Source organism: Flavobacterium sp. (genome assembly GCF_028689845.1).
Taxonomy (GTDB): Bacteria; Bacteroidota; Bacteroidia; order Flavobacteriales; family Flavobacteriaceae; genus Flavobacterium.
Genome location: NZ_JAQVCH010000001.1, coordinates 258,626 through 275,019, shown reverse-complemented (window position 1 = coordinate 275,019; position 16,394 = coordinate 258,626). Strand labels below are relative to the sequence as shown.

Below are 16,394 nucleotides of genomic sequence, written 5' to 3'. Positions count from 1 at the left end.
ATTGCGTGATTGAAGGTAGAGTTAATTTCATGTGATTAGAAATAAGTGGATTAGCATTTCAAATCTAACGAAAAAATGTTTAACTTTTACATTTAATAAAAAAAGCCAAACTAATGTTTGACTCTTTTTAATGTAAAGGTATGTTTTACTTATCCTTTCAACGCTTCTGCTCCACCAACGATTTCTAAAATCTCATTGGTAATCGCTGCTTGACGAGCTTTGTTATAGGTTAATTTTAATTGATTTCTTAATTCGGTTGCATTATCGGTTGCTTTATGCATTGCGGTCATACGAGCACCATGTTCTGAAGCAAAAGAATCACGAATTGATTTATATAATTGTGTTTTCAATGATTTTGGAATCAAGGTCATCACAATTTCTTCTTTGGATGGCTCAAAAATATAATCAGAAGCATTTGCTGCAGCACCTACAACAGGGGCTAATGGCAAAAATTGTTCTGTTTGAACGATTTGAGTCGCCGCATTTTTAAACTGATTATAAACAATTTCGATTTTATCGTAATCACCTGCAATAAATTTAGCTGCTAAAAGGTCTGAAATTACAGCTACGTTGTCAAATGACAAGTGATCAAAAACGTCACTTTTATTATCAACAATCGTGCATGTTTTACGTAAAACGTCATTTCCTTTTTTTCCAATCGCAAAAACATCCACTTGTTTTCCACGATAAGAATCGACTAAAACTTTCGTTTGCTTAATTACGTTGGTATTAAAAGCACCACACAAACCTCTATTTGAAGTAATGGCAACAATTAAAACTTTCTTTACTTCTCGCTGCGTAGTATAATCTCCGCCTATTTCACCTTCCATAGAAGCACTTAAGCTCTGTAGAATTTCAGTTAGTTTTTCGGCATAAGGTCGCATTGCTGTAATTGCATCTTGTGCTTTTTTCAGTTTAGCAGCAGAAACCATTTTCATTGCCGATGTGATTTGCATCGTAGATGAAACGGAGGTTATTCTATTACGTATTTCCTTTAAGTTTGCCATTTTTCAATTTGGAAATTTGGAAATTTGGAAATTTGAAGATTAAAAAAAATGTTATTTTCCAATCTTCAAATTTTCTAATTTTCTAATTAATTATATTTTGCTGAAACTTCTTTCGCTACTTTATCTAAAACGTCTGTAATTTCATCTGAGAATTTACCCGCTTTTAAAGCATTCAAGGTGTCTTTATGCTTGTTGTTTAAGTATTCTAAGAAATCTCTTTCGAATTCTTTTACTTTTACAACTGGAACGTTTCTCAATAAGTTTTTAGAACCCGCATAGATAATTGCTACTTGGTCTTCCACTTTGTAAGGATCGTTTACAGCTTGCTTTAAGATTTCAACGTTTCTTCTTCCTTTTTCAATTACGTTTAAAGTAACGGCATCTAAGTCAGAACCAAACTTAGCAAACGCTTCCAATTCACGGAATTGTGCTTGGTCTAATTTTAAAGTTCCAGCTACTTTTTTCATCGATTTAATTTGAGCATTACCTCCAACACGTGATACCGAAATACCTACGTTAATTGCTGGACGAACACCTGAATTAAATAAATCTCCATCTAAGAAAATCTGACCATCTGTAATCGAAATTACGTTAGTTGGAATATAGGCAGAAACGTCGCCCGCTTGTGTTTCAATAATTGGCAATGCAGTTAACGAACCTCCACCTTTTACGATACCTTTTAAATTATCAGGTAAATCGTTCATGTTTTTAGCAATACCATCATCAGCAATTACTTTACACGCTCTTTCTAATAAACGAGAGTGCAAGTAAAAAACGTCTCCAGGATAAGCCTCACGTCCTGGTGGTCTTCTTAATAAAAGAGACACCTCACGGTAAGCAACTGCTTGCTTTGATAAATCATCATAGATAATTAAAGCAGGACGACCTGAATCACGGAAATACTCTCCGATTGCAGCTCCAGCCATTGGTGCATAAACTTGCATTGGTGCTGGATCAGAAGCATTGGCTGCTACAATTGTAGTATATGCCATGGCTCCTTTTTCTTCTAACGTTTTTGCAATTAATGCCACCGTTGACGCTTTTTGTCCAATGGCAACATAGATACAAAATACAGGTTGACCTGCATCATAGAATTCTTTTTGATTTAAAATAGTATCGATACAAACGGTTGTTTTTCCCGTTTGACGGTCACCAATTACCAACTCACGTTGTCCACGTCCAACTGGAATCATCGCATCAATAGATTTGATTCCTGTTTGTAATGGCTCCGTTACTGGTTGACGAAAGATAACTCCTGGAGCTTTTCTTTCTAATGGCATTTCATATAATTCGCCACCGATAGGGCCTTTACCATCGATTGGTTCACCTAATGTATTAACCACACGACCAACGATTTGTTCTCCTACTTTAAGGGAAGCAATACGTTGCGTTCTTTTTACGTTAGAACCTTCTCTAATTCCTGTTGAAGGGCCTAATAATACCACCCCAACATTGTCTTCTTCCAAGTTCAAAACGATTGCTTCCAACCCGTTGTCGAATTGTACTAACTCTCCGTATTGTGCATTGGACAACCCGTAAACACGAGCAATACCATCACCTACTTGAAGTACTGTTCCTACTTCTTCTAACGATGCACCTGATTCAAAACCAGATAATTGTTTCTTTAATATTGCTGAAATTTCAGCAGGTTTAATTTCCGCCATTGTCTTATATCTTTATTGGAATATTAATTACTTAACTCTCTTTTTAATTCCTGTAACCTGTTGGCCACAGAAGCATTGTATTGTTTATCGCCTATTCTCAAAATAAACCCACCAATTATGGCTTCGTCTACTTGATTAATTAAGGTGATTTTACTTGTTGAAAATTCTTTAATTTTCGCAAGTACTTTTGATTCTAACTCGGCAGTTATTGGAAAGGCTGTTGTAACATATGCCACTTCAATTCCGTTTAACACATCGTGTTGTGCATTATATTGTTGAGCAATTCCGTCTAAAATTTCAAATCGTTTATTAGCTTGAAGCAAAAGAAATAATCCTTTTGTATCTGGCTGAACGTTTGAGAAAATTTCTGAAATAGCAGCATATTTTTCAGCAGGTTTTACTACGGGACTTTTTAAAAACGCATGCAATTCAGCATTGCTGTTTACGGTATCCAAAATCATTTTCATGTCTTGATTCACTGATTCAGCTTTTCCGCTAGAAACAGCGGTCTCTAAAATTGCTTTAGCATATCTTATGGCAGCTCTTGACATAGGAATTAATTTAATTTAGCATCGCCTAACATTTTCTCAACCAATTTGGTTTGAGCTTCGTTGTTAGATAATTCACTTTTCAATACTTTTTCTGCAATCTCTAAAGATAATGAAGACACTTGATTTTTCAATTCTGCCATAGCTGCGTTTTTCTCGCTTTCAATAGCTGATTTTGCTTGTGCAATCATTTTCTCACCTTGAACCTGAGCTTCTAATTTAGCATCGTTAATCATTTTTTCTTTGATTTCACGAGCATCTTTCATCATTGCATCACGTTCAGCACGAGCTTCAGCTAACAAACGTTCGTTTGAAGCCGTTAGGTTTTGCATTTCTAGCTTAGCCGTTTCAGCAGATGCTAAGGCATTATTGATTGACTCTTCTCTGCTTTTAACAGCTCCTAGAATAGGTTTCCAGGCAAATTTTGCCATCAAAAAGAAGAAAACAACAAATATTAATGTCGTCCAAAATATTAAACTTTCCGGTGAAGTTAAGTTCATGTTTTATATAGATTAAATTGTTTTTTGTTTTTTAAAAACAGTTTCGCAACCAACCGTTGCGAAACTTGTTCTTTCTTAAAATTACTATGCAATTAATGCAACTACCACTGCGAAAAGAGCTACACCCTCAATAAGAGCAGCAGCAATAATCATAGCAGTTTGAATTTTTCCAGCAGCTTCTGGTTGTCTTGCCATAGCGTCCATAGCAGATCCACCAATTTTTCCAATACCAATTCCTGCTCCAATAACAGCTAATCCAGCACCGATTCCAGCTAATACCATAATGTTAAATTTATATAGTTAATAATTAAAAAAACTCTTTTTAGTGGTGGTCATGTTCGGCAACAGCCTGACCAATAAACAAAGCAGACAACAAAGTAAATACATACGCTTGAAGAGCTGCTACTAACATTTCTAAGACACTCATGAATAATACAAACCCAATAGAAACTGGTGATATCATAGCGGTTTTAAAAATATAGATTAATGAGATTAAACTCAATATAATAATATGTCCTGCTGTAATATTTGCAAAAAGACGAATCATCAATGCAAATGGCTTTGTAAACATTCCAATAATCTCTACTGGCCACATAATAGGATATAATGCCTTTGGTACTGGCGGTGCAAAAATGTGACCCCAATAGGCTTTATTTGCGTTTAAAGTTGTAATTGCAAACGTAATAAACGCCAATACAAAAGTGAAATAGATATTACCTGTTAAATTTGAACTAAATGGAAAGAAAGGAATTAGGCCCATCATATTATTAATCCAAACAAAGAAAAAGACGGTTAATAAATAAGGCATAAACTTAGCATATTGTTTTGTTCCGATATTCGGAATAGCAATTTCATCACGTACATAAATAACTAATGGTTCCAGAAATCCGGCTAACCCTTTAGGTGCCATTTTATTTTTTCTATAAGATCGTGCTACTGCCGTAAACAATAAGAATAAAATAATAACGGATAACATCATGGAAAAAACCAATTTCGTTATAGAAAAATTAAGTGGTCTTGCTGCAAAATTTAATCCGGATTTGTCTTTTTCATCAGTGATTTGAGCATATTTGTCAGCATAATAAATCACTTCTTTATAGCGAACAAATTGTTCACCATCTACTTCCACAATTTCTACACCAGCATTATCATGATGGAATCTTGAAGAAGAAAACACTTTTAATCCGTTTTCTGTCCATAAAATTACGGGTAAATAAAGTGAAATCGGATGGCCGTTCCAATCTGCAATATGAAATTCATGCGAATCACCAATATGCGAATTGATTAAGTCTGTGGCACTAAACTCTTTATCTTCTGAATGCGGTTGATTTGCGAAACTACTATAAGAAAATAGAGTTATTACTAAAACCGCTACGAACTGAATGGTACTTTTTGCTATTCTCATTTTTAAATTGACCAGAATTTAATGTCATTAAAATTTCGTGCAAAGGTACATATTTAATTATTATATGGAAATATATCTAAACTATTTTTAAAGAAATGATTGATTCAGATGTGTTTTATAAAGAATGTTTAATTAATTCGAGTTTAAAAGCTGAACCGAATGAATAGTTTCAAACAATAAAAACAGAAAAAAAGGAATAAAAAAAGCTCCAACATCTGGAATTTTATTTTCAAAATTCGATTTAATCAAGGGTATCAAAAACACCACAGAAGCCATCATTTTTAAAATCCCTGTCGCTAAAAAAGCATAGCCTGTTTTATCAAAGAAAGTTAAATTTACAAAAACTAGGAATAAAAAGAATAGAAAAGTCAGTATAAAATGAAAAGCATAAATACTGTACAACGAATAAAAAAAAGGAGTTTCTGCAAACAAATAATGGGTTAGTAGAAATTGAATTGTGAATAATAGGATTGAAAAAGGGATGAATTGTTTTAAAAATGGAAGTAATTTATTTTTCATTCCTTTATTCTTTATTAATATTTTTTACTTGTTGGATGACGTTATAAAGAGCTATAAAAACAGCTAATAACGAAAAAATTATTGTGAATAGAGCCTTATCATTTTGCTGTTTTTCATCGAGCCAACGACCAAAATAAACACCTGCAAAGATAATAATCCCCATTTGAAACGGGATATTCATAAAAACGAGCCACTTATTAGGCGGTTTTTTCTTCGGTTCCTGCTCCATTATTGTGGGGTAATAGTAATTTTATATTGGGCTTCATCACGCAAGTGGCACTAAAATCGGCTCCTGGTTCTACCGCTAATTTTCCACAAACCACTTCACCATGAATACTCGCTTTGGATTTGATGGTTAGCAATTCCGAAACTTGAATTTTTCCTTCAAATTTTCCTTCAATATCGGCACTTTTACAACTAATATCTCCTTTGATACTTCCGGCGGGACCAACAACTAATTTTCCTTTAGATTGAAAATTTCCAATTAATTGTCCGTCTAATCGAAAATCTGCAGAAGAAGAAATATCTCCTTTAATTATCGTGCTTTCTACAATTCGATTGGTTTTTCCTAATAATTCTGTATACGATTTTGAATCTTTTTTAAACATGCTCATGGTTATCCTTTTTTGGGGTTGGCAGGAGACGGTGGCAACATTTGCGATTGCGGATTTTGGCTACTATTCGGATTTCCTTTTGAAGAATTTTTCTCATCACTTCCATCTGGCGGACGCATACTATTGTTTCCTTGCGACTGTTTCGGGTTGTTCTTGTTTTTAGTAGGAATCACGATTTCTTGTCTGGTCTCTGCTCGTTTGGGTTGTTTTGGCTTAGCCACATAAGGTGGTGGAATTACTCGTAATGAAGGATCTAAATACTCTTCTAGATTTTTTCTGATTTGAATTATTTTATAATTTTCTGAAGAAATAATAATGGTTGGTTCTGCAATTTTATAATCCTTGAATTCTTTCAAAATAGAAACAACTCCATTTGCATATTCTTCATCTCGAAGACCATGAATGACAAAGAAATTTTTATCTATTAAATACAAATCAATAGAAGTAGTTAATTGGCTTTGATTTCTTTCTTTTATGAATTTAGTGACTTTTTCAATAACCGCTTTGGTTTTCTTGTCGTCTAGATTGTCTGCTTTGTATAAAATTTTAAAACTGGTAGGTTCTTCTTGGTCAAAATATAAACTTTCTAAATACGGAATATTGTCTGAAAGTAATAATTCTGCCTCTTTTCCTTCTTCAGAATTTGGGTAGGTTAAAGCCACGTAATTAAGTCCTTTTTTATATTCAAAAACACCTTTAATTTTTCCAGTAACACTTGCTTTAAGCAATTCAAATTTAGGCAAGGTTTCTTCGCCAGTAAATTTTTCTATTGCGGGTTCAACAGCTGCAAAAACTTTTCGATAATCTCCTGCTTCATATTCTTTAAAGATGTTATTGTAAACAATATCCGGGTCGTCAATTAAATTTTCTGCAGAAGTGCCCGTTTTGCCTAAGATTTGAGCATAACGAGAATCTGGAAACTGGGTAACAATACTATCTTTCATCGCCACTGCTTTTGCGGGGTCAATGATTTCATAAATTTTATATAAATTATACATCGCCGGCAAGATTAAACGTTCTTCTGGCCTGCTTTTGAGTAAGATTTCTAACCGATCGGCAGCTAATTGGTATTCTTTAAATTTCTCTTTATAAATTACACCCAATTGATAATATGCATAGTTGCGTTCTTTGGCAATGCTGTCAATTTCTTTTTGACTTGTTGGTAATTGGCCAAGGTAGAAATCAACCGTATAGCGTAAATCTACTTTTTTATCTTCTGTTTTTTCATCGTCGTTTTCTGCAATTGATTCTTCATCAACTAGATAAACTTTTTTTCCTTTCGCCAATCGCCAATTTCCTTCCGCACTTCTTTTTCCCCATCGTTTAGCAAACTCAATTTTACCAAATTCAACTGAACTTGGATTATAAAAATAAAACGTTGAGGCTTTTGGATTTGATTGACCAAAACTAGCTTGGTTTTTAAAAGCCATCTGATTTTGTCCCGTTGAACTTAGGTTGTTTGCTTCGTTTTCTCTTCCTTCTTTTAGGGATTTCTCTCTTTCTATTGCAATGGCATCTTGTTTTTTAATACTGGCAATATAATCCTCAAAATAAGCGGTTTTGTCTTCTGATGAAAGTGAAACAATGTTAATGATGCTATCATTACGTTGAGCAATTCCTTCATACTTAATTACGTCTTCAAGGTTATCTCTTTTCTTCTTTATACTTTTAAACTCTCTAGTACGTTGGTTGAGCAAAACAAGTGTGCTGTCTAAATACTTTCCAGAAGTTTGATAAGCAGCTTGATCAAAGTAAATTTCGGCCATGTTTCTATAATTAGAAGCCATTAAATACTTATCGTTACTTTGGTAATCTAATGAATTATTATAGTTAAAAACCGCTTGTTGATCGTTTCCTTGTACATCATAATACAGTGCTTTTTGGTGAAATAAAAAGTCTAAATACGGTCTGTTTTCACGGTCGTCAATGAGTTTGTTATATTCAGTTATAAATAAAAGGGTATCGCCTTTGGCATAATCAAATTGTTGTGCTTGTTTAATTTGAGCGTGAACCACATATTGCCTTGGTGATTTTCGTTTCATGTCAATCACGGATTGATAGGCTTGAAAAGCACTGTCTTTTTGCTCTACTGTTTCAAATAATTGTCCTAAAATAAATCGGTATCGAGCTTTTTCTTCGTTCTTTTTTGTAAAACTTATCGCTTGTTTTAACTTAGAAATAGCACTGTCTTTTTGTTCTAAATTTAAATAAGCCTGAGCCAACGTTGCATTTGCATCGGCAAAAGTTTGATCTTTAAACTTAATGTCATTTAATAATTTAGTAAGATTGTTAATGGCTAATCCATCATTTTCTAGACGAACATTTGTTTTCTCACGCCAAATTTTGGCTTCATAAATTTTATCGCTGTCTGGATTTTTATATAAGATATAATTAAAAGCCTCTAAAGCGGGAACATAACGGCGGTCATAATACCTTGCTTTTCCAAGTAACAAATAAGCTTCGTCCATTTGAGGGTTTTTCTCGCTTCCGCCAATTAACATGGAGCGTTTCTGAATGGCTTTGGTTGCTTTTTCTTCGGCTTTTTCAAAATTGGCATTTTTATTTTGTCCAGGCAAAATTTCTTCTTCTTCCGGCTGCATGCGTTCAATAGGAAGTGTTTCCCAATAATTGTCGCCGTAATTGACTACAATGTCTTTTAAACCCGCCTCTAAAGAGAGGTTTCCGTTATGCAAAACATTGAATTCTGTATTGAGAGCTTGAAATTTTCGATTAATCAACCTGTCCTTTTTGGTAGAACAAGCTATCAAAAAAGCAACGAAAACAAAAGCAAGTAAATAGCGAAAGATAGTGGGTTTCAAAATAAAAAACATTTAAAGGCATAACTAAAAACTCCCGTTTTTAGTATATCGCAAGGGTAAAAATACGTTTCTTTTTGAAATAGAGAAAAATAATGCCGTTTTTTTAAACAGAAATTCGTTATCTGCCCCTCTCGAGGTGAAATAAATCGCAAAATCGGCTCCTTTAAGCCGCAAAAAAAGCTTCTAATTCCTTCAAGGTTTCAGAGGAGGGAATTAAATCTAATACAACTTCGCCTTTTTGAAGTGCCACAATGCGATTAGAAACCTCAACAGTATGTTGCAAATCATGACTGGATACTAATATGGTTACACTTTTACTTTCGGCTAATTCTTTAATAATCTTTTTTAACCGAATTTGAGTTGTTGGATCCAAATTAGCAAACGGCTCATCTAAAATAATAACTTCTGGTTCGCCAATTAAAGCGGCCACAATCCCTACTTTTTTAGAGTTTCCTTTGGATAAATCACGTAAATATTTTTTATTTTTTAGAATTTCGCCATTAAAAAAATCTTCGTAATTCATTAAAAAACTATCCACATCAGCTTTATTCCATCCACGCAATTCGCCGATAAAATAAAAATATTCTTCTGGAGTTAAATAACCAATCAAAAAACTTTCGTCAATAAAGGCAGATGTAAACGGTTTCCATTTTTCACTTGTATTAATTTGAATGGAATTGCTTGTAATTAAACCCGTTGTAGGCTGAATTAAATCTAACAACAAACTGAAAAAAGTTGTTTTTCCGGCTCCATTGTTTCCCACTAACCCAAAACTTTGCCCTTTTGGAATTTCTAAGTGTTCAATATTTAAAACGGTTGTGCCGTTATATGTTTTTGTAAGCTGTTGAACTTGTATCATATCAATTGTGTTGATTAATTTTTTTGTTTATACGCTGCAATTGTTTCGTATTTCTTGGTTTTATATATTTTTTCGATGCTATCAAAAGCTTTGTTTCTTAAGGCAAATCCAGCAACACCGGCAAGAGCGACAAAGGCAAAGCCCGTCAAGTCATTGAACCAAGTGATACCAGCATAATACAACCCAAGAGGAATAACTAATTGTGGGATAATGAGCAACAACGTTTTAACATTAAAGGCTTTTTTATCGCCAAACGCATTGCGATTACTCATTAAATCAATAGGTGTTTTAGTATAAGCTCCTGCCAAAAGAACGATGTAAGCGTTTATTCCGATGTTGTAAACCGCTGCAGCCAAGACTGCCAAATAAACTTTCCATCCAAAAAACAAATAAAAAGAAGCAATTAAGGTAGAAATCAACGTTACGATAACCATTAACCACCATTTTGAACTAATATATTCGCGGTATTGAATGTTTTGACTCATCATTAAATTGTAGTAAGAACTATCCCAGCTTGGCACAAATTGTCCAAAACTGAATAAAAACCCTCCTGAAACAAAAATCCCGCCAAAAATGGTCCAAACGGGTCCTTTGTAGGCTTCAATTGCTCCAGTCATAAAAAGCAAACCGTAAAACAGAAACAAAACACTCATTAAAATGACGGTTTTGGCTCGTTTATTTCGGGTAATTAATTTGATGTCGTTTTTTAAAAAAGTACCTAAAGTTCCAAATTGACTGAGCCAGTCTAGATTTTGGGTTTTCGCTTCTTCTTGTTTAATAGCTAATCCGGCATCTAAATATAGATTTTGTTTAAAAAAGGAATGCGTAATTTTAAAAATAATTAAAAGGAATGCGATAGGCAAAATAACCATCCAAGGCATTTCATACAAACTGTAAAAAAAAGCTTGCGTATAAAAGGTTACATCAAATAAATTAAAATATTGCAAACTGCCAAATATCAAAAATAAAACAACCACTGCATAAAAAACGGCATCTCTTTTATCAATTAAAATGTTTAGAAAATTAAAGCTAAACACCAATAGAAGCATCGAAAACAACCACGAGAAAACACCCAAGACCTCAAAGTTTTCAATTAGTAAAACAACCGCGAGTGGTATGAAAAAAAACAGATGTACAAGGTTAAAAAAGGACAAAACTGTTTTTCCGAGTGTATAATTTACGATGGTGCTTTTCTTAATATTAATATACAAAAGCGGTTTAATATTAAGTACTGGTGTTTTTTGAAAAAAGAATCGGAAAACCAAATCAAAAACAAAATAATAAATAATGAATTTGTTAATAAACCCAAAAGGTTCTTCGGATGTTGCTTTTTCTATAATAAAATAAGAACCCGCCCCTAATGCCAAAAACATGACAATAAAATAGAGGGCAACAAAAAGCATCAGTATTTTTAAAGCCATGTTGGTTTGAAACGAGGCGGCTCTAAAAAAAGATTTCCATTCAAGAGAAATAAAGTGTTTGAACATAAACAAGTTGTGATTTATGATTGTAAAGTTAGTAACCAATATCGTTAATTTGTTACATGTAAAAATAAAAATTAGTGTTGAATTGAGAGGATACTAGTTCATATTTGTAACTTTGTCAAAAAAAACACCATGTCTACTTTTTTTAAATTAGCTGTAAAAGAAGTTAAAAGAGAAACGCCAGAAGCTGTTTCTGTTCAATTTCATATTCCTGTAGAAATCGAAGATAACTTCCGATTTATTGCGGGCCAATATATTAATTTAAAATTAACCCTTGATGGGATTGAAATTCGTCGAGCTTATTCTATTTGTTCTTCACCTGAAAGTAAGGAACTTCGAATTGCAATCAAAGCGGTAAAAAACGGCTATTTTTCAAAGTTTGCCAACGAACAATTAACCGTTGGGAAAGTACTAGAAGTAGGAACTCCCGAAGGAAAATTTACTTTTGAACCCGATGCTGCTCGGATTAAGAATTATGCTGCTTTTGTGGCCGGTAGCGGAATCACTCCCGTTTTATCAATTCTTAAAACCGTTTTAGAGAAAGAACCAAACAGCACTTTTGTATTGGTTTATGGCAATAAAAAACCCGAAGACACGATTTTTTACAATCAATTACACGATTTACAACAAAAATATATTGGCCGGTTTTTTGTACATTATGTTTTTAGCCAACAAAATATAGAAGATCACTTATTCGGACGCATTGAAAAATCTACCATTAATTTTATTTTGAAAAATAAGCATAAAGAAAAAGAATTTGATAAATTCTATTTGTGCGGACCAGAAGAAATGATTAATCTAGTGAGTCAAACACTTAAAGAAAACAATGTTAAAGAAAAAGACATCAAATTTGAATTGTTTTCGACCACAACTAGCGAAAATGAGATTAGTCAATCGTTAGAAGGACACACAAAAATCACGATTTTATTAGATAGTGATGAAACTTCGTTTGAAATGTCGCAAAAACAAAATGTGTTAGAAGCTGCTTTAAAACAAGGTTTAGACGCTCCTTATTCTTGTCAAGGCGGTATTTGTAGCAGTTGCTTAGGCCGAATTAAAAAAGGAACGGCAGAAATGAAAAAGAACACGATTTTAACGGATAAAGAAATTGCAGACGGATTAATTTTAACGTGTCAAGCTCATCCTACTTCTTCCGAATTAGTGATTGATTATGATGATGTATAGTGGTTAGTGACTAGTGATTGGTTGAAAGATAAATAAATTGCATTTAGGGAAGATAACTGAATCCTAGTTTGAAAAGCAACGACTATCCTACAATTAATCTCTAAGAATTGTGTTAATTTTTTCAATCACTTTTTGAGGTAAAATGCTTCGCATGGCATCTTCATATCCAGGAACCGTTTTGTTTCCGTAAACCGATGTTGGTAGTAATGGATAAGTTGTTCTATCTGAAACCAAACAATTTTCCAACGGTTGATTAAACGGTTTAAAGCCCAAAAACGGATGCGTTACTCCCCAAAGCGTAATAACTTTTACGCCAAGCATTGCAGCCAAATGAGCATTTCCAGAATCCATAGAAAGCATCACCTTTACATTTGAAATAAGTTGAAGTTCTTCTTTAAAATTAATTTTTCCGGCAACAACAACCACATTTTCATGATGGTTTTGCAATTGAATTAATTTTTTAATTTCCTCATTTCCGCCGCCAAAAAGCAAAATTTTATAGTTTGGATGCTGGGCCAATGCATCAACCACTTTTTGCATTAAATCTAAAGGATAAACCTTGCCTTCATACTGAGCAAAGGGAGCAATTGCAATTAGTTTCAGGTTTGAAACTTCTCCAGTTTTGCTCAAAATCTCGTTTGATAAAATCGCTTTTTCGGGAAATTGTGGCTTTGACAAATCAATTTGAAAACCTAATTTAGTAAAAGTTTCCACGTGACGTTCAAACATGGATTTGGTGGGTTTAAAAACTTTATTGGCAGTGCGAGTTAACGCTTTTTTATCAGCTCTTCCCTTATCGGTTGCTGCAACTTTTTTTCCGCTTAAGGCGAAGAAACTGCGAACTATTTTCGAACGTAAAACATTATGTAAATCGGCTACGTGAGAAATTCCGAGTTTGTTCAAATCTAAAAATAATCGGATTAAACCTAAAAAACCTTTGTGCCGTTTTTTTAAATCAACTTCAAAAAAAGTAAGATTTGGAATATCATCAAAGATTGGTTTAAAAAAAGGACGGGAAACAATGGTGATTTTTACTTCGGGATTTTGTAAAACCAAAGCTCGCAAAACAGGAGCGGTCATGGCCACATCGCCCATTGCTGATAAACGAATTACAAGGATGTGTTTGGATTTCTGAGGCAATTAGCGACTTTTAAAAATTAAAAACCAGTAAGAGATGAAGGTCTTTAAGCTTTGGTACTTAATTTTCTTTATCGCTTACTGGTTCAAAAATGTTTATTTTTTATTTTGATATAATACCGGATTTAACTCCTCATCATTGTACATTTTCATTTGCTTGTACACTTTCATATACTTATTGCCATTTTCAATGTCTTTTAACAATTGATCTATAGCAGAAAACATATCGCTTTTTTGCTCAAGAAGTACATTTAATTTTTCTTGACATTTTGCACGGTGTTCTGCCGATGCTTCTATACGCGTGGCCTCTTCATTCATGTGATAAATTTTCAGAGCTAAAATAGATAAGCGGTCAAAAGCCCAAGCTGGACTTTCGGTGTTGATGGTAGCATCCGATTTTACGTTGACATCACTGTATTTTTGGAGAAAATAACTGTCTATATATTCCACCATATCGGTACGAACCTGATTGGAAGCATCGATTTTTCGCTTTAACGTTAAGGCGGCAACAGGGTCAATTTGTGGATCACGAATAATATCTTCATAATGCCATTGAACAGTATCTACCCAGTTTTTAGCATACAATAAATGCTCAATTTTATCTTTTGGAAATGGGTTGTTAATCGTCTGATTTACATCGTTATGAATGTGATAATCGATAATACTTTGTTCGAAAACAGAAAATGCAGTTTGTGAAAACATAGCTCTAGAGTTTAAAATACAAATATACTTTTTATACCTTTATCAAACTAATTCCAATACAAAAGGTTTATGCAACTTCATTTTATCTCAGACCAAAACAGTGTTTTGAATCATTTTTTAGCCCAAATTCGCGATGTTCATATACAAAAAGACAGTATGCGATTTCGGAAAAATATCGAACGCATTGGCGAAATTATGGCTTATGAATTGAGTAAAACCCTAGCTTATGAGCCTATCGAGGTGCAAACACCACTTGGAATAAAAAAAACAACGGCCATTGCAGATCATGTGGTTTTGTGTTCCATTTTAAGAGCTGGTTTAGCATTGCATACTGGTTTTATGTCCATTTTTGATAATGCTGAAAACGGTTTTGTCTCGGCTTATCGTCATCATCCAAACAACGATGATTATTTTGAAATTTTGGTTGAATATCAAGCGGCTCCTTCGTTTGAAAATAAAACGCTTATTTTAATTGATCCAATGTTGGCCACTGGTCAATCGATGGTTGCCGTTTTACAAAAACTTCACTTAGAGCAAAATCCAAAAGAAATTCACATTGCAGTGGTTATTGCTACGCCTGAAGGAATCGCTTATTTAGAAGAAAACTTACCGCCTACTTGCCATCTTTGGGTTGCTGCTCTAGACGATGGTTTGAATGAAAAAAACTATATTATACCTGGCTTAGGCGATGCAGGTGATTTGGCTTATGGCATTAAATTATAATTGAAATACAAAAAGAAGTAATCCTAAAATTGCAATACTTGCTGTTATCACTTCTTTAGCAACCGCATCACGAAGTTGTTCTATGTAAGCCGTGGCTAAAATGGACAAGGGCATCAACCCGAAAATTAATAGGTCGTTGCTTTTATCTGAAGAAAAAACGTAAACCAATACTGCAATAATCATTGAAAAAAGTATCTTTTGAAAAGAAGCGTGTAAAATTATTGGCCGTTTTGACAACGTAAAAATCATTGCGAAAAGAAAAAACACAGAAAATAATACCCAAATAGACAAAGACAAGTTTTCAATAGAATTCGTAAAGTAATAAAATTCAAAATCCAGTTGCATTTGATTCCACACTATAGTAATCCACTGTTTATCAATGATAAGCGAGAAGAATAAAAAAAGTATAAAGACGGTAAATAAAGCAATGAAAGGAATAATCCAATTTCTATAATCGTTAGAAACATGGAGGATAATCGAAACAAATACTATGACAATAAATAAAATACTCCAAAAATGAAAAAGAGTAGCCATAAAAATCCAAAAAGATGCATCAAAAATTTTTTCTTTTGGTGTAATCATCGATTTCATTGAAATCAATCTTCGCAAAGCCAATAATATAAAAAAGGAAGAAAGTATTAGCTTGACGTTATCAAAAACGGAAGGAATAAACAAAATAAAAAGAAAAAAGAAGAGAAATGAAAAACTACTGTCTTTACTCAATCCATTTTTCTTGGCAATAAAGTTTGTAATAAAAATGGAAGCAACCAATAAAATTAAAACGAAACCTTTTTCAATTAATCCAAAAACCATAAATTCTTCGGTTGGACTACTAAAATTGTGCTTAATTTGATATAGTAAATAGCATAAAACCAATAAAAAAGTAAGTAAAACATAATTAAATGGTCTAGATTTACTAAAAAGACTTGCTATCATAAGGATATTTTATACTTTTGCGAATGTAAATATAATACTTTATACTATGAAAGCATTTTTCGAAGCAATTCAAACCTTGTTTGTAGATCTTTTACTTCTTCCATACGACTTTTTCAGAAACCTGGAATTGTCTAGCTGGTGGGGAGCCAATATATTTAATTTTGTATTCATGCTTATTTGTTTTTCTGCCCTTGTTTATTGGGTTTTACAACTTAGAACGCACCAAAAAAACAACGAAGAAAAACAAGATACTACCGCTCACTCTTTCTTAAAGTAAAACGTTCTCTAACTC

General features: G+C 33.4%; 18 protein-coding genes. 3 read left to right on the top strand and 15 right to left on the bottom strand.

Features of this window, described 5'->3' with window-relative positions:
* Nucleotides 1-149: 149 nt before the first annotated feature.
* The 12 genes from atpG to PHR76_RS00980 all read right to left on the bottom strand — a co-directional run bounded on the left by atpG (nt 150) and on the right by PHR76_RS00980 (nt 11,422).
* Nucleotides 150-1,007 (bottom strand): ATP synthase F1 subunit gamma, encoded by an 858-nt coding sequence (gene atpG / locus PHR76_RS01035; RefSeq protein ID WP_300057384.1) that lies wholly within the window; start codon nt 1,005-1,007, stop codon nt 150-152.
* 86 nt (nt 1,008-1,093) lie between these two features.
* Nucleotides 1,094-2,671 (bottom strand): F0F1 ATP synthase subunit alpha, encoded by a 1,578-nt coding sequence (atpA, locus tag PHR76_RS01030; RefSeq protein ID WP_300057381.1) that lies wholly within the window; start codon nt 2,669-2,671, stop codon nt 1,094-1,096.
* A gap of 23 nt (nt 2,672-2,694) precedes the next feature.
* On the bottom strand, nt 2,695-3,228 hold the full coding sequence (gene atpH, locus PHR76_RS01025; protein ID WP_300057523.1) for an ATP synthase F1 subunit delta: 534 nt from the start codon (nt 3,226-3,228) through the stop codon (nt 2,695-2,697).
* The gene (locus PHR76_RS01020; protein ID WP_300057379.1) at nt 3,228-3,719 is read right to left on the bottom strand and encodes a F0F1 ATP synthase subunit B; all 492 of its coding nucleotides are present in this window, start codon (nt 3,717-3,719) and stop codon (nt 3,228-3,230) included. The genes atpH and PHR76_RS01020 overlap by 1 nt, the downstream gene beginning before the upstream one ends.
* Before the next feature lie 84 nt (nt 3,720-3,803).
* Complete coding sequence (gene atpE / locus PHR76_RS01015; RefSeq protein WP_300057376.1) at nt 3,804-4,001, bottom strand: ATP synthase F0 subunit C; 198 nt, start codon at nt 3,999-4,001, stop codon at nt 3,804-3,806.
* A gap of 40 nt (nt 4,002-4,041) precedes the next feature.
* Nucleotides 4,042-5,124 carry a F0F1 ATP synthase subunit A gene (gene atpB / locus PHR76_RS01010; protein WP_300057373.1) on the bottom strand — a complete coding sequence of 361 codons (1,083 nt, stop codon included), beginning with the start codon at nt 5,122-5,124 and terminating at the stop codon, nt 4,042-4,044.
* Between the two features lie 132 nt (nt 5,125-5,256).
* Nucleotides 5,257-5,643 carry a hypothetical protein gene (locus tag PHR76_RS01005; RefSeq protein WP_300057370.1) on the bottom strand — a complete coding sequence of 129 codons (387 nt, stop codon included), beginning with the start codon at nt 5,641-5,643 and terminating at the stop codon, nt 5,257-5,259.
* A 4-nt stretch (nt 5,644-5,647) separates the two neighbouring features.
* Nucleotides 5,648-5,824, bottom strand: coding sequence for an AtpZ/AtpI family protein (locus PHR76_RS01000; RefSeq protein WP_366143560.1), 177 nt, complete (start codon nt 5,822-5,824; stop codon nt 5,648-5,650).
* 16 nt (nt 5,825-5,840) lie between these two features.
* Nucleotides 5,841-6,251 carry a polymer-forming cytoskeletal protein gene (locus PHR76_RS00995; RefSeq protein WP_300057520.1) on the bottom strand — a complete coding sequence of 137 codons (411 nt, stop codon included), beginning with the start codon at nt 6,249-6,251 and terminating at the stop codon, nt 5,841-5,843.
* A gap of 8 nt (nt 6,252-6,259) precedes the next feature.
* Complete coding sequence (locus PHR76_RS00990; protein WP_300057367.1) at nt 6,260-9,076, bottom strand: tetratricopeptide repeat protein; 2,817 nt, start codon at nt 9,074-9,076, stop codon at nt 6,260-6,262.
* Nucleotides 9,077-9,239: 163 nt separating this feature from the next.
* Complete coding sequence (locus PHR76_RS00985; RefSeq protein WP_300057365.1) at nt 9,240-9,935, bottom strand: ABC transporter ATP-binding protein; 696 nt, start codon at nt 9,933-9,935, stop codon at nt 9,240-9,242.
* A 14-nt stretch (nt 9,936-9,949) separates the two neighbouring features.
* Nucleotides 9,950-11,422: a DUF5687 family protein gene (locus PHR76_RS00980; RefSeq protein WP_300057362.1), complete on the bottom strand. Its 1,473-nt coding sequence runs from the start codon at nt 11,420-11,422 to the stop codon at nt 9,950-9,952.
* A 129-nt stretch (nt 11,423-11,551) separates the two neighbouring features.
* Here PHR76_RS00980 and PHR76_RS00975 point away from each other — a divergent pair, with 129 nt between their 5' ends.
* Nucleotides 11,552-12,604, top strand: coding sequence for a 2Fe-2S iron-sulfur cluster-binding protein (locus PHR76_RS00975; protein WP_300057360.1), 1,053 nt, complete (start codon nt 11,552-11,554; stop codon nt 12,602-12,604).
* 93 nt (nt 12,605-12,697) lie between these two features.
* On the opposite strand, the gene PHR76_RS00970 is transcribed toward PHR76_RS00975, so the two are convergent.
* Both PHR76_RS00970 and PHR76_RS00965 read right to left on the bottom strand, forming a co-directional pair.
* Nucleotides 12,698-13,699 (bottom strand): glycosyltransferase family 9 protein, encoded by a 1,002-nt coding sequence (locus PHR76_RS00970; protein WP_300057517.1) that lies wholly within the window; start codon nt 13,697-13,699, stop codon nt 12,698-12,700.
* A gap of 138 nt (nt 13,700-13,837) precedes the next feature.
* Nucleotides 13,838-14,443 carry a DUF4254 domain-containing protein gene (locus PHR76_RS00965; RefSeq protein ID WP_300057357.1) on the bottom strand — a complete coding sequence of 202 codons (606 nt, stop codon included), beginning with the start codon at nt 14,441-14,443 and terminating at the stop codon, nt 13,838-13,840.
* A 69-nt stretch (nt 14,444-14,512) separates the two neighbouring features.
* Between PHR76_RS00965 and upp the strand changes: the two genes are divergently transcribed.
* A complete protein-coding gene (gene upp, locus PHR76_RS00960) occupies nt 14,513-15,166 on the top strand; it encodes a uracil phosphoribosyltransferase (protein ID WP_300057354.1) in 654 nt (217 codons plus the stop codon).
* On the opposite strand, the gene PHR76_RS00955 is transcribed toward upp, so the two are convergent.
* Nucleotides 15,161-16,102: a hypothetical protein gene (locus PHR76_RS00955; RefSeq protein WP_300057352.1), complete on the bottom strand. Its 942-nt coding sequence runs from the start codon at nt 16,100-16,102 to the stop codon at nt 15,161-15,163. The two genes, upp and PHR76_RS00955, sit on opposite strands and share 6 nt — an antisense overlap.
* A gap of 46 nt (nt 16,103-16,148) precedes the next feature.
* Between PHR76_RS00955 and PHR76_RS00950 the strand changes: the two genes are divergently transcribed.
* A complete protein-coding gene (locus tag PHR76_RS00950) occupies nt 16,149-16,379 on the top strand; it encodes a uracil phosphoribosyltransferase (RefSeq protein WP_300057350.1) in 231 nt (76 codons plus the stop codon).
* Nucleotides 16,380-16,394 lie beyond the last annotated feature (15 nt).

Bases quoted from the DNA above. Each gene is read 5' to 3' on its own strand.
- atpG (WP_300057384.1), bottom strand. From the start codon at position 1,007: ATGGCAAACTTAAAGGAAATACGTAATAGAATAACCTCCGTTTCATCT.
- atpA (WP_300057381.1), bottom strand. From the start codon at position 2,671: ATGGCGGAAATTAAACCTGCTGAAATTTCAGCAATATTAAAGAAACAA.
- PHR76_RS01020 (WP_300057379.1), bottom strand. From the start codon at position 3,719: ATGAACTTAACTTCACCGGAAAGTTTAATATTTTGGACGACATTAATA.
- atpE (WP_300057376.1), bottom strand. From the start codon at position 4,001: ATGGTATTAGCTGGAATCGGTGCTGGATTAGCTGTTATTGGAGCAGGA.
- atpB (WP_300057373.1), bottom strand. From the start codon at position 5,124: ATGAGAATAGCAAAAAGTACCATTCAGTTCGTAGCGGTTTTAGTAATA.
- PHR76_RS01005 (WP_300057370.1), bottom strand. From the start codon at position 5,643: ATGAAAAATAAATTACTTCCATTTTTAAAACAATTCATCCCTTTTTCA.
- PHR76_RS01000 (WP_366143560.1), bottom strand. From the start codon at position 5,824: ATGAATATCCCGTTTCAAATGGGGATTATTATCTTTGCAGGTGTTTAT.
- PHR76_RS00995 (WP_300057520.1), bottom strand. From the start codon at position 6,251: ATGTTTAAAAAAGATTCAAAATCGTATACAGAATTATTAGGAAAAACC.
- PHR76_RS00985 (WP_300057365.1), bottom strand. From the start codon at position 9,935: ATGATACAAGTTCAACAGCTTACAAAAACATATAACGGCACAACCGTT.
- PHR76_RS00980 (WP_300057362.1), bottom strand. From the start codon at position 11,422: ATGTTCAAACACTTTATTTCTCTTGAATGGAAATCTTTTTTTAGAGCC.
- PHR76_RS00975 (WP_300057360.1), top strand. From the start codon at position 11,552: ATGTCTACTTTTTTTAAATTAGCTGTAAAAGAAGTTAAAAGAGAAACG.
- PHR76_RS00970 (WP_300057517.1), bottom strand. From the start codon at position 13,699: ATGGGCGATGTGGCCATGACCGCTCCTGTTTTGCGAGCTTTGGTTTTA.
- PHR76_RS00965 (WP_300057357.1), bottom strand. From the start codon at position 14,443: ATGTTTTCACAAACTGCATTTTCTGTTTTCGAACAAAGTATTATCGAT.
- upp (WP_300057354.1), top strand. From the start codon at position 14,513: ATGCAACTTCATTTTATCTCAGACCAAAACAGTGTTTTGAATCATTTT.
- PHR76_RS00955 (WP_300057352.1), bottom strand. From the start codon at position 16,102: ATGATAGCAAGTCTTTTTAGTAAATCTAGACCATTTAATTATGTTTTA.
- PHR76_RS00950 (WP_300057350.1), top strand. From the start codon at position 16,149: ATGAAAGCATTTTTCGAAGCAATTCAAACCTTGTTTGTAGATCTTTTA.